The sequence below is a fragment of the Arcicella rigui genome (assembly GCF_034929435.1).
Taxonomy (GTDB): Bacteria; Bacteroidota; Bacteroidia; order Cytophagales; family Spirosomataceae; genus Arcicella; species Arcicella rigui.
Genome location: NZ_JAYFUM010000011.1, coordinates 34310 through 48942 on the forward strand (window position 1 = coordinate 34310; position 14633 = coordinate 48942).

The following is a 14633-nucleotide window of genomic DNA, read 5'->3' on the forward strand; positions in this document are numbered from 1 at the left end:
CAGCCCAATGCCTAAAGCGAGAAACTTTTCAAAAAGTCAATCATATTTTTATGTAAAATAGCTCCTTGATGATTGATATTGAGGGCTAAAATACTGTCAAAAAAAGTTTGGGCTTCTTCATAAAATCCTAAACCTAAATGTCCCAAAGCGATTAAATAAAGGCAATGAATTCGATTTCTTTCGTTCAAGTCGGCATCAAAAACCAGTAAGTCGGGCAGAGACACAGCGAAGTAATCAATCTTTACTTCATCACTTTGATGAACTTCTCCAAAGCCAATCAGTTTATGAAAAAGTGCTTCTGCTTTTTCAAGATTTCCTAATTTTTTCCAAGCTAAACCTTGGTAGAAAATCTTATCGGGTTGTTGATCATTATAAAAAATTGCCTGTGCGGGTTCGTCTAAACCTATCATTGCGAACTGAAAATTTTCTTTTGCTTTTTCAGGCATTGCTAAACCTTCGTAAGCCAATCCTTTTAAATAGAAAATATCATTCTCCTGCACGCCAAATAATTTGCCTTCCCCTAAATTGATTGGATACTTTTCTGCGGCATTTAGCAAGCTTAGAGCTTTTTCAAAATTTTGATGTAGAATAGCTTTTTTAGCTAATTCAAGATGACAAATTAAGTACTGTCCTACTACTTTTCCTTCGCCACCTTCCCAAGGGTGAAACTGTCGAGACGCTAATAATTCAACCGCTTTCTCATAATTTCCTAATTGATTATGCAAAGTGATTCTTTCTAAAAACAAATCATCTCGCTGGTTACTTACTTCAAGGTCTTTTTCTAATAAATTCAATCTAACTTGAGGATTCACATTCAGTTTTTTATACAATTGGTCGAGTTCCATCAATACTCTGGCATCTTTTGGGTCTAAAGCAAAGGCCTTTTCCATTGCTTCAAGCGACTTTTGTCCATCGTTGAGTTTATTAAAATAAGCCAAAGATAAATTTCTGAAAACCGTAGGAAAAGTATCATTTAAAGTCGCTGAACGCTCCCAACAGGCAATTGCTTCGGGATATTGGCGATTGGCGTACCAAAAATTTCCCAAGAAATAATGGGCATTGGCATCTAATGGATTTTGTTCTATTGCCCAAGTAAGCACAACTACTTCGTCTAAACGATTAGGAAATACGTAAGCAGGATTGGCTTCTTGTGCTTTTTCCAGAAAGCGGTTTTGCTGTAAAGTATCGCCTAAATTTTTATTGATAAATGCCATAAAATAATACAACATTGGGTAGGCTTCCTTACTTTCGGAAAGATGAACAGACAATAAATCGGCAGCTTCCTGAAAAAGACCTGCGTCTAAATAGTCCGTAGCGTATTCCAAATATGTATGTACATTTTGGCGTAAAAGTGTAGTAAAACTGATGAAAGTTTCTTTGGCTAAATTTTTATCAAAAGACTTTTCAATGAGGTATTTTTCAAACAAACAGCCCATATTGAATTGATCAATCTGTAAACTTTCATCAATTAATTTTAGAGCTTCTTCCTTTCTGTTCAAATGGCGAAGAATGGCTACTTTCAAATGGCGAGCGTTATGACCATGCCAGTTTTTAATCATCGACTTCGATACTTCTTCTAAAGCCTGTGCATATTTTCCTTTTCTGGTAGAAATTCTTGCCAAAGCCAAATAAGCATTATCTTGCCAAGCGGCGTTCCAAGTGGCTTTAAAAAATACTTCGTAGGCTTCGTAGTACAGTCCCAATTTAGTCAAGCATAAACCTAAATTAAAAAATGCTTCGCCATCATAAGGATTTGGATTTCTTTGGGTTAGTGTCTGAATGGCTTTTTCAAAATACGGTTTTGCTTTTAAAAATTGTCCCCGTTTGTAATACCACAAGCCCATGGCATTGTTTGAACGAATATCTTGTGGGTCACGGCGGAGTACTTCTTCATAATAATCTGTCGCCAAATAAGTTGCGTGACGATACTGCTCAATGTGCTGTCCTGTCAGAAACAATTGTTCATTACTCTCAATTTCAGCAGGCATTTTTGCCGCCATTGCAGGTGCAGGAATCTCTTTATCAACTTGTACTTCTGGCTGATAAGCCACTAATTCAGTGCCATCGGAAGCTGATAAACGCAAATGCAATTGTTCCACTTGAATATCCGAGTAAGGCAAGTAATGATGAAATGTTTGTGCTGGCGAAATATCAATGATGTCGGCAAAAATAATTTTATCATTCAAGCTCAATTCAATCTTGGCTTTTGGGTACGAAGCCGTCGTGTAAGCTTTGATATGGATGATATTATTTTCGTACTCCAAATTAATTGCCGCTTCTTTGGTGGCATTTTTTACAATACCGATTTCGCTGTAAGGCATAAAATACTGCACAAAACGACGCTCTTCATTGGGCATTATCCAAGAAAAATCAGGTTGATTATCGGTAAAAACGCCAGTCATCAATTCGATATATGGGCCGTCTTCATCCGTTAAATTTCTGTCCCAAGCATAGCCAAATTCTCCATTTCCCCAAGTCCATTGCTTTTTCCCAGGCGAAACATGATGATTTGCCACATGAAGCAAACCACCTTTGCTGTCGTTTTCATAACCGCCCATAAAATCATACTTCGATTTTATCGCCATATAAGAAGTAGGCACAGGTATATTTTTGTACCAAGAAATATCCGTTCCGGGCGAATAATCTACTTTATAATAAGTGCCTTTGGCGATTGGAAACGAAGAAACATCTCGTTTTCCGTGGTCGAAAACGGCGTAAACATCTGGCGGAAAAACAGATTGATAATAATCATTTACTTTCACGGCTGGATTTGCCCACCAAAGAAAAGTCTGCGGAGTACTCGTTCGGTTGTACAATACTCCTTGAATTTCTAAATAAGCTTTATCAGGATGTAAGGTAAAACCTGCCATGCCTTTGGTACGAAACATTCTTTCTACTTCGCTAACCCAAACTGTTTTTGAGCCATCGGCATTTTCTTCAATCGAAAAATCAATGGCTTCAAAAGTACTCGGACGGTGATGCTGTGGCCAGTTAAATTCAATACCGCCCGAAATCCACGGGCCTGTTAAACCCACCAAAGCAGGTTTTATCACTTGATTGTAATAAATAAAATGGCGTTGTTTTATTTTGTCATAAGCCATTTGGATTCTTCCTCCCAATTCTGGCAAAATCATAATTTTCAAATATTGATTTTCCAGATAAATGGCATGATAACTTTTATCTTCTTTGGTATCTTCTATTTTTTCAATGACAGCGTGCGGATAAACCACACCGCTACTGCCTTGATAGACTCTTTTCTCTAAAAACATTGGATTCTTCTCTGGCTTTCCAATGCCATAAGTAGGAATCACGACCGTTTCTTCCCAAACATTCACAAATTGATTATCCATAATTTCGTGTGTAATTTCTTGGTTAAGGTTTTACAAAACACAGTGGAGATGTAAAAAAAAGACTATTTTTTGTTTTCAAACAAAGCTTGCAAAGCAGATACTTCTAATGCTTGAGTTGGGTTAAAAGCTTTACTGTTGAGGTATTTTAATAAACTATATTTCAACTGACGAGTAGCAGGACGTTGATCGATATTATTGGTTAAATCAATGCTACAAACCATCAATTTGCCTTTGCCAACTTTTGCCTCAAAAGCCAAAGCAAGTCGGCGATTTTCAAACCAAGTATCAATTGGTTGAATACTTGCCTTCAAAGAAATGGGGAATTCGTCCAGAATTATCGCTTGTGAATGACTCATAATATCTTGCCACTGATAGTTACTAAAAGATTCTGTTGGAAATTCATTGAAAATTGGACTTTTCGGATTACAGGTAATTCCCAAAGTGTGTGGACCTTGTCCGCTTGTCCAAGCTGTATTCCAGAAAATACTTGAAAAACCAACTTTTACTTCTGCTCCTTTTCCTTTTTTTACTTGATTATAAGCTAACAATAAAACCGTTTTGCCAGCTTCTAATTGTTGTATAATTTCAGGATTTAATGATTCAGCAATTACTACTTTCCCAGTAGCAGATGCTACCGAAAGTTTGGCAGGATAAACCCAAAAATCCCAGCTATTTTTAATATCAGTACCTTCAATACTTAATTTCAAGACTAATTTCTGAGCTTTCGTAAAGCTTGATAATGATTCTTTTAGCTGACCGATGCTTTGTACATTATCAATATCCACTTGTTCTTTGATAAAAAATCCTTTTCGCTGTACTTTGCCCGATTCATCTACAATCTGCCATAGGATTTTAGCATTTTTTAAAGCTTTTGCTCCGAAATGAGCCATCTCTAAAGTAGCTTCCATATTTTCCTGATTGGTATAAATCAAAGATGGAAAACGAGCTAACAAAACGGTAGTATTACAAAAAGTACGATATTCTTCGGGCGAAGTATAGCCTTTTGATTCCCAAAAAGCATCTAAAGCACCGACCAATGCTGTACCTTGTCCGGGAAAATCATGCAAGCCCAATAACTGAAATCCACCAAAACCGGGAGTACGCAAAGCGGCTTCAATATCGGCTTTGTAGCAAAGTGTTTGTAAACGCCCAGAAGCATAAAGGAAATCTTCTGCTTGGTTTCCCATGCCTTTGGCTTCTAAAGTTTCTTTGAAAATCTCAAAATTAGTTGCCTTCAAAACACCTGTATATTTCGATATTTCCTTTAAGTTGGGGTACGCACACCATTGCCCAATTTCATGGCTAATATAAGGCTGATTGGCTGTGCCGCCAGTTCTTTTTCGCCAGTCGTAAGTTGTATTGGGTTTTTCTTTATTGATAATACTGTTCGTCTCTTCGCCCCAACGCTGAATACGAGCATCCGAGTGAATATTAAATTGATTTTCGGACAAAATTGGCCAACCTGCACCGCTGGTATATAAACGACGAGTATCTTTTTGTTTGAAATGCTCAACCCATTTTCCAAGAAATTCATTTTGGTTGATACCCGCTGGTTCATTACCGTAAGACATCATGCAAAAAGAAGGATGATTACCATAATTTTTCAAAATGCGTTCTGATTCTTTGTAAATAAAATCATCGACCAAACCGCCAGTGCCAACGGCACTTCCTTGGTTTGCCCAAAGGGGACTTTCTACATACAAATAAACGCCCAAACTATCTGCCACTTGAAAGGCAACTTCTGGAGGACACCAAGAGTGAAAACGCAAGTGGTTGAGTCCATAACTTTTGATGGTTGTGAAGATTTTATTCCAAAAAGTACGCTCGGTAGAAGGATATCCCGTCAATGGAAAACCTGCACAATCTACATCGCCACGCAAGAAAATCGGGCGACCATTAATGGCAATTCGAGAGCCAATCGTTGACATTTCACGCATTCCAAAAGTCGATACTTTTTCAGAAATGACTGTTCCTTTTTCATCCACTAATTGCGTTTTTAGTTGGTATAAATTAGGAGAAAATTCATCCCAAAGAGCTGGGTTTGGAATGCGATAAATAGTACTAAGCTTAGTCGTTTCCGTTGAAACATTCACTGCTTCTTCTTGTGCTGGCAAAAGCGTTTTGTTTCCTTGCAGACTTTGTACTTGGTAAATTACTTTTCCTTTAAAAGTCTGATTTCTTGCCTGCTTCAAGCCCAGTTCAATCTGTACTGATGAAGTAGAAAGATGGGGAAAAATCTGAATATCTTCTATATTCGTAGTGGCTTTGGCTTCCAAAGAAATCTCCCCAACTATTCCGTTCCAATTGGTTTGTGTGTGTTCGGTAATACTTGATGAATTGGGGCCAATATAGATTTTAATTCTGTTGTCAACACGAATCACAATCTCATTATTTTTCTCTTTCAAAAGCCCTGTAATATCATATTGATGTGCCGTAACTAAACTATTTTGTGTACCTGCAAACTTGCCATTCACAAAAACACTGGTCTCCCAATGACAACGTTCTAAGTTCAAAACAACTGTTTTTTTAGTCCAATTTTCAGGAATATTAATTTTCTTTTTGTACCAAGCAGGAGCTGCAAAATACTTTGTGGATTTCAACCAAAAAGGGATTTTTATATCATTTTGGCGATATTTAGCGTATTTTTCAGAAAAATAGTAGCTACTATCAATCACATCGCCCGTCCAAGGGCTTTGTAAAGTAATGTCGTCGCCTTTGCCATTTTCAGTTAACGACCCGGGTAATTGTACTTTTTCTGAATAGGAAACTTCCCACCAATGTTCACGAAGTCCCTTGTCTTGTGGGTCAAGTTTTAGTTCCCAAGTTCCTGCTAATGAAATTTTCTGTTGGGCAAAAATATCGAAGGAGAAAACCAAAAAAAATCCTAAGATAGATAAACTAATCAGTAATTGTCTTTTATTCATTTTAAAAATCTTTCTTTTGTTTGATTCAAATATTTCTACAAAACAACTCATTTCAAGAGCCTAAAACCATAGAGTTTATGTGGATTTTAATGGATAATTTTATGATTAATATTTTTATCGTAAATGTTCCTTAACAAAACTCAATACTTTTAAAGCAGCATTATTCCGAGAAACAATCACCGACTTTTTAGTACTTGAATGGTGAATTGAAATGATACTTTTGCAATCTCCATCGGCGAAAAAACCTGTTTTTTCTAAAGCCAGTACTTCAAAATCGCCTTTGCCATTTCCTTTCAAAACCGTTCCGAAAGAGGCATCGTATCGCCCTGCAACGGGTTCTACACCATAATCATTTCCCACTAAAATCATGTCTAAATTTCCGTCTGCATCCAAGTCTTCTATCAAAATATCTTGGCAAACAGACCACTGAACAGCATTAGGCAAAGCCTTGAATTTAAAGGTATTATTTCCCAAATTTTCAAGGTAAATACTCTCTTGAAGAAACACTTTTGTTATCGTCGCAGCTTTGCGTTGTTCTTCAGAAAGTACATCATTCATAGTAGCTTTCGCATACAATGCGTAAGTATTAAACTTGGCTTTGAAAGAAGGAATTTGCCGAACAAGCTCGTCTCTGGAGGGAATCGGGTATTCAAGACCTTTTAAGAAATAAGAAGGGATGGCATCCCAACGCCCATTGTTGTCGTAATCTGCCCCGTAAATGGTCAGCGGTTCTTGCTTTGAAAATTGGTAACGATTATTTGTTCCGAGATTTCCTACCACAAAGTCGATGTCGCCATCTTTGTCAAAATCAGCAGCTTTGATACAATTCCACAAACCGTTTGAGGCTGGGAAAGTATTGGTTTCTACCAATTTCCCTTGCTTATTTTGAAACAAAGTAATGGGCATACACTCGCCAACGACGATTAAATCTTCCCAAGAATCATGGTCAACATCAGCCCAAACTGCCGAAGTAACCATGCCGACTGTTCGCAAATTAGGAGCAGCATTGTCTGTAATATCTTTAAAATAACCGCCTTCGTTGCTCAACAAATAGCTTTCGCCAGCTTTTGGATATTGCAAAGGATTTAGCCTTCCTCCTCTGAAAATATCCAAATCTCCGTCGTGGTCAAAATCATTTGCTATAATACAAGAACCACTATGCCCAATGTTGGGCAAGTGGTTCTTTGTCAGTGTAAAACTTCCTTTCCCATTATTCAAGAATAGGCGATCTTGATAATATTCTGAGCCATCGAAGTACTCGTTTGAACCACTAACGATGTATAAATCCAAATCCTTGTCACTGTCTGCATCAAAAAATAATACGCCCACATCCTCTTCATTTTTCTCTTGATTTTCTTTGGTCAAGGCAGTTTGTTGAAACTTTCCATTGGGCTTCTGAATGAATAATTTTCCTTCATGCAAATACGAACCTCCCACAAAAAAATCTTCTAAGCCGTCGCCATTCACATCGCCAACAGTCATTTTAGGCCCTTGTTGTGAAAGTTTGTGCATCAATAAAGTTTCCTGATTGTAGTCCATGTAGGGTTCTTCTTGATGGACATAATCTTTAAAAATGGCAGATTCATCCCTAAATATTCTCGAAGGATTTGGTTTGCTTACTGTGTTGAAATGTGCATTTTTATAATCAACAATCAAGGTTTGATTGGGCTTAATATTTTTAATCGTCTGCGATTTTCCGTCTGACCAAAGTATTTGTAAAGAATCAATTTTCGGGTTTTTGCCCAAACCAAAATGAATTAAAAAATCACTGGAAGACTGAAAACCTTTGGTAACTGACTGATGAATTTTCTGCAATTTTCCTTGTTGAAATAGCGTAACCTCTGTTCCCAAACCAAAAGTATTTTGTGCTGTACCTTGTAATTTTACTTTTAAAAAGGCTTTTGAAGGCGTGTTATTTTTCAATAAAAAAGCCTCTTGATTGATGTTGTTTACAACTAAATCTAAATCTCCATCATTGTCAAAATCGGCATAAGCCGCACCATTTGAAAGCGAAGGAAAATCGCCAAAGGCATCATTTGAAATATCTTTAAAGGTTAAATCAGCATTATTGTGAAACAAATAATTTACTTTTTTAAGGGTATTCATCTTCAAAGCACCCTTTTTCATCAAGTCGTCCACTTCCTTTTTTGAAGTACTTGCCTGAGCCATTTCTGCATTGTAGCTTACAAAATCCAAATCGGTAATGTCTCGCAAATAGCCATTACTGATGAATAGGTCTTTGTTTCCATCGTTATCAAAATCGGCAAACAAAGGCGACCAACTCCAATCGGTGCTATGAACGCCTGCCAACTGAGCAATTTCAGAAAAATGCACCTTGCCATCAGGCGTTTTTCCGAGGTTCAAATGCAACATATTTCGCATAAATTGCGGATGATACCCCAAAGCTAAACTTTGTTCGTACTGCACATAATTGGCTGGCCCCGCCATTTTTTTTCGTTGCTCGTTATCAGCAGGAAGCATATCAACAGACATGATGTCAAACTTGCCGTCATTATTAATATCTGCTACATCCGTTCCCATCGAGAACTGGCTGTGATGTTCAAAACTTTCTTTGGCTGATTCAGTAAAAGTACCGTCGTGATTGTTGAGGTAGAGTAAATCGTTTGAAAGGAAATCATTGCCTACAAAAATATCTTCCCAACCATCTTCATTTACGTCGGCAATGGATAAACCCAAACTCATGCCATCGTGTAAAATTCCTGCTTTTCGAGAAATATCAGTGAAAGTACCATTGCCATTATTTTGAAAAAGTTTATCGGCAGATAATCCACTTCCATCTGTAATGGGAGCTACCAAAGCGTTGGGATTACGGGTAGAATTTGTACTTGTGATAAGAAATAAATCTAAATCATTGTCTTTATCAAAATCAAAAAAAGCGGCTTGGTTACTGAAAGTTGTGTCGGCCAAACCATACGCTTTTGCCGATTCGATGAAACGAATTTTTCCTCCGCTTGAATGATTAATGTATAATTGATTGGCTCGCTGAAAAGATGGATAATTTCCTGATTTACAAACGTAAATATCCAAGAGTCCGTCGCCATTCACATCCGCCATTGTTACGCCCGTACTCCAACCTCCTTTTTTGATGCCTGCTTTTTCGGAAATATCTTCAAATTTGAAAGCAGATTTTTCTGTACTTCCCAAATTCAAATACAATTTATCGGCTACTTGGTTTCCTGTAAAATACACGTCCGTCAAACCATCATTATTAATATCGCCAACGGCAACACCGCCACCGTTATAGACATAATAGTAATCAATCAGGTTGAAAGAATCATTTTCAATGACAGTATTCTGAAAAGTAATGCCCGTTTCTGAAGAAGGCATTACTGTAAAGAGTTTTTCTTTTTCAGGTTGACAAGCACAAAAAAGCAAGAGGAAAAGTATTGGAAATATTTTCATAGCGTTCGCTCATTTTAAACAGAGGTTGAGTCAATCACTCATTTTCAAAAAAACAAAATATTCCAAATCTTAGTGATTTGGAATATTTAAACTAATTTTTTCAATCAAAAACTATTGCCATTCAGGGTTTTGCTTCACTTTTGGATTTCCTTGAATTTCAATTAACGGAATCGGCAATACATAATCTTTCGCTTTTACAGTTCTTCCAACTTTATAAGTATCTGAATAGCGTTTGATGTACGCTCCGAGATAATCTGGATTTCCGCCAAACTTACTTTTACGACGAAGCTCTGGATAACCCACTTGCTCAAAAGCAAATTCGTGCATCATTTCATCAATAATTGCATCTCTCAAAGCCGATTGCGAAAGCCCTTTCAAAGGCTCTAAACCAGCTCTTTCACGTAATTTATTGATGCTTGCAAAAGCGTCGCCTTGTCCGCTTTCATTACAAGCTTCCGAATGCCCAAGTAATACATCGGCAAAGCGTAAATAAATGGTATTTTTCTCGGTTGTTGACCAGTTTGTATTCAATTCCACTAATTTTCCTGACCATGCTTTACTGAAAATCAACTCAGAAGGATTATTTGGATTAGCATTTGGGTCAACTAAACCACCAAAACGAGAAAGGTTATAATCTGCTTTTTCGCTCCATTTCACCATCGGAAATTCCCCTTTTGAATTTTTAGCAGTACGTCCAGTTGGGTACGATTCTATAAAAGTAGCGTCAATTCTTTTGTCATTACTTTTGTAAGACATTCTGAAATCCTTCGTAGCACTCAGCCAACTCCAACCTGCACCGCCCAAATCACTTGGATAGTCTTCGGGGTTAAAGTGTGCAGAGTTATTGGTGTATTCTGATGAATTTACTTTGGCAGAAGCTTGTCCTTCAAAAATTCTTTCTCCTTGATTTTTATGAGCCAAGTCAAAGTTATTGCCAAAATCTGCATAAAGCGACAATCCACTATTATTGATAATATCTTCAGAAGTAGCTTTGGCTTCTGCCCATTTTTGTCCCCATAATTGAGCCTTCATCAACAAAGTTTTGGCAGCCCATTTGGTTGCTCTACCAGCATCCGCACCCGTGTATGAGGCAGGCAAAGCACTGGCAGCGGCAGTACAATCTGCATAAATTTGCTCAAGTACTTTTTGTTTTCCGCCTTCATTACTTGGCAAATCGTTGTAGCTCTGGGTTGAAGTAATTTTCAAAGGAGGATTATCAAAATATCTTACCAATTCATAATAGTAAAAACCTCTTAAAAACTGAGCTTCTGCTTTAATGCGTTTTACTTTATCCGCATTGGCTGGGTCTTGTATTTTATCAGCCGTTTCGATGATATTATTGGCACGATCTATCGAACGATAACATTGTTCCCAATAAGCATTAATGTAGTCGTCGGAAGGACTGATGTTTCCTAAATTGTATTGAAGTGGCCCTTTTTCCCAACCGACTTGATACCCCACCAAACATTCAAACACATAACGATTATAAAAGTGATTGAACCAATCGCCATTACCCATCGTAAGGTCATCGTAAACAGCATTTACGCCCAATTCAAGTTCTTTGGCAGATTGATAAAAAGTAATTGGATTAATAAAATCTGGATTTTCTTTCAAATCCGAACATCCCGTTGCCGACAGCATAATGGCTGAAACCAATAGAGATTTTGTATTGTTAAAAATGAAATTTTTCATTGCTAAGTATCTAATTTTAAATGAGCTATATTTTAATAAAACTTAGAAACCAAGATTTAAACCGAAAGTAATTGTTCTGGCTCTTGGGTAAGCATCGTAGTCGTCGCCACGGTTCAAATTACTTTGTCCGCTATTGTTTACTTCTGGGTCAAAGCCTTTGTACTTCGTAATCAAGAATAAATTTTGTCCACTTACTGATACTCTTGCCGAACGAATAAACTTATTGTTGACAGGAATTCTATAACCCAACGAAACATTTTGAAGACGAATAAAAGAACCATCTTGAATAAAGAATGAAGACTTACGGAATGAAATAAAATCTCTTCTACCGTCAATCACAGGACGAGTACCATTTTGGTTTTCTGAACTCCAAGAATCCGTCAAGATATTTGCTAACTGATTGATTTTCTGCACACCATCGCCGATTTCAGACTGTTGTAGGTTACGAATTTGGTTGCCTTGTACTCCTCTGAAAAACACGCCTAAATCGAAGTTTTTGTATTTCAATGAAGTATTCAAACCCCACACAAATTTTGGATTTGGATTACCAATAATCTTGTAGTCATCAGAAGTATATTTGCCATCTCCGTTTACATCTGTGTATTTTGGATAACCTGCTTTGGCTGAATAGCTCGCTCCTTCTGCATCCGTTTTGAATAATCCAGCGTACTCATAACCACGCCAAACACCAATCGGATTGCCAGCTTCTACCCAACTTCCATCAATCCCTAAGTGACCACTTGGGCTACTGGCAAAGTAGGGCGTACTTTTTCCTAAATCAGTAATTTCATTTCTTACAAAAGAGATATTTCCACCAATATCCCATTTAAAATTTCCTTTGTCAATTGCTTTATAATTAGCTTCAAAGTCAACTCCTTTGTTGGTTAATGAACCTGAATTCAACAAAACTGTACTGAAACCTGTACTTTGGGCGATAGAAACGTAGAGTAATAAATCAGAAGTTTTGGTATTGTACCAGTCAACGGCTAAGTCTAAACGATTATTCAATAAACGAGTGTTCAAGCCGACGTTCAACATCGCTGTCGATTCCCATTTCAAGTCTGGATTCGCAATATTGTTTGCACCATAACCAGCGGCTAATTGTCCTCCAAAAATATAATTGAAAGGCACTAAACCAGAAACTGACTGATACGGCGGAATATTTGAATTACCCGTAACCCCATAACTGGCACGCAGTTTTAAGTCGTTGATAACTTCCGAAACTTTAGAGTTTTTGAAGAATTCTTCATTGGCGATTTTCCAACCGATTGCAGCCGAAGGGAAAGTTGCCCATTTATTATTTGGACCAAATTTTGAAGAACCATCTCTACGAACCGTTACCGTCAATAAGTATTTATCCAAAGCAGAATAGTTTACTCTTCCGATAAATGACTCCAAATTCCATTCTTGTCTTCCTGAAAAAGGCGTTTGTGGTTTTGCACCATTTTGCAAATTCATTGAATTGACATCATCCGAAGGTAAACCCCAAGAAGAAGCGGCATCATATTGGTTAATTTCGTGCTGATTGGTATAACCTGCCGTCAAGTCAATGTTATGTCCTTTACTCAAGGTTTTAGAGTAAGTCAATAAATTTTCATTCAATAAATTCATCACATTACGATTGAATTTATCTAAAACACGACCATTCTGGCGACCCAAGCGTGTATAACTATTATAGAAAGATTTACGATTGGCACTTACTACATCAACCCCAAGGCTTGTTTTAAATTTTAAGCCTTCGATGATATTAAAAGTAACCCCAGAAGTACCAAAAATACGGTTGGTAACATCTTTGTCGTAGCCTTGTTTTGCTTCTGCTACTGGATTAATGCTAAAACGGCCATCATAACTTGGGTAATTATAATTTCCATTTTGGTCGTAAATAGAAACGGTTGGGTCTAAACCAAGTGCTGTGATAATTAAACCACCCGGGCCTCCTCTATCCGTTGGTACATTGCTTGATTCTAAATGGCTGTACGACCAACTATTACTCAAAGTAGCTTTTCCGCCCAAGAAATCATTGTCTAAATTCATACGAAAACCATAACGTTTGAAATCAGTACTAATAATAACCCCTTGGTTATCAAGAACATTCCCACTAAAAGCATAACGCATTCCTTTTGTACCACCCGAAAAAGTCAATTGATGACTTTGAATATTTCCTTGACGAGTAACGGCATCCAACCAATTTGTGCCTGCACCAGCCGCACTAATTTGTGAAGCACTGTATCGCCCAGCTCCGCCTTGGCTTACTTCCAATTTATTGATGTACTTCATGTAGTCGTCTGCACGCATTACATCTATTTTTCTTGAAATATCTTGCATGGAGTACGAAGCGTCATAAGTTAAACGTCCATCGCCTTCTTTACCACGTTTTGTCGTAATCATCACCACACCATTCGCACCTCTTGACCCATAAATAGACGTTCCAGAAGCATCTTTCAGTACTTCTATTGATTCAATATCGTTCGGGTTTAGCATTGCCAAAGCATTTGAAGGCTGTCTGTTACCGCCAGTTCCGAGAGCATTATTATCTGGATAAATCGGTAATCCATCAATTACGTACAAAGGTTCTGAACCACTCAGAATTGAGTTTGGGCCTCTTACTCTTACCGAAAGCCCGCCACCCGGTGCAGCAGAAGATTGAGATACTTGTACCCCCGCTACTCTACCTTGTAAAGCTTGGTCTAATGAAGAAACTGGAAATTCTTTAATTACATCTCCTTTGATACTCGAAACCGAAGCCGTTAAATCACTCTTTTTCACTTGTCCGTAACCAACTACCACTACTTCCTCTAAGGCTTGTACATCTACGGCGAGTTCTACATTAATATTGGTTTTATTGCCCACGGCAACTTCTTGCGACTTGAAACCCACAAAACTAAAAACCAATACAGCATTGGCAGGAACATCTATTTTGTAAGTACCATCCAGTGCTGTGGTAGTACCTTTTTTAGTTTGTTTTTCAAAAATGCTTACACCCGCAAGCGTTTCATTATTGTTTCCTGTTACTTTCCCAGTAACCGACCTTTGGGCAAAAGTCGAAAATCCTGTGACAGCCAAAAGGATAAAACCATAGGCTATCCTTTTGCTTTTTTGTAATAATTGTTTCATATCCAATCTTATAATAGTTAAATTTTGTTAGATTTTCATTAAAATAGTAAAATAAAATATTGAAAATATTATAAACTTTACAATACAAAATTCACTGTTATGGTCAAGGGAAACAATGGATATTTATTTA

Annotated in this window: 5 protein-coding genes; all 5 read right to left on the reverse strand. The window is 37.5% G+C overall.

Annotation, left to right across the window (positions count from 1 at the left end; all coding sequences use genetic code 11):
• Window positions 1-11: 11 nt before the first annotated feature.
• Entirely contained in the window at window positions 12-3350 is a 3339-nt protein-coding gene (locus VB248_RS10875; RefSeq protein ID WP_323296804.1) for a DUF5107 domain-containing protein, read from the reverse strand.
• A gap of 62 nt (window positions 3351-3412) precedes the next feature.
• Window positions 3413-6274, reverse strand: a complete 2862-nt coding sequence (locus tag VB248_RS10880) for a sugar-binding domain-containing protein (RefSeq protein WP_323296805.1) — start codon at window positions 6272-6274, stop codon at window positions 3413-3415.
• A gap of 114 nt (window positions 6275-6388) precedes the next feature.
• Entirely contained in the window at window positions 6389-9697 is a 3309-nt protein-coding gene (locus VB248_RS10885; RefSeq protein ID WP_323296806.1) for a VCBS repeat-containing protein, read from the reverse strand.
• Between the two features lie 111 nt (window positions 9698-9808).
• On the reverse strand, window positions 9809-11389 hold the full coding sequence (locus VB248_RS10890; RefSeq protein ID WP_323296807.1) for a RagB/SusD family nutrient uptake outer membrane protein: 1581 nt from the start codon (window positions 11387-11389) through the stop codon (window positions 9809-9811).
• 42 nt (window positions 11390-11431) lie between these two features.
• Window positions 11432-14503 carry a SusC/RagA family TonB-linked outer membrane protein gene (locus VB248_RS10895; RefSeq protein ID WP_323296808.1) on the reverse strand — a complete coding sequence of 1024 codons (3072 nt, stop codon included), beginning with the start codon at window positions 14501-14503 and terminating at the stop codon, window positions 11432-11434.
• Window positions 14504-14633: the final 130 nt, after the last annotated feature.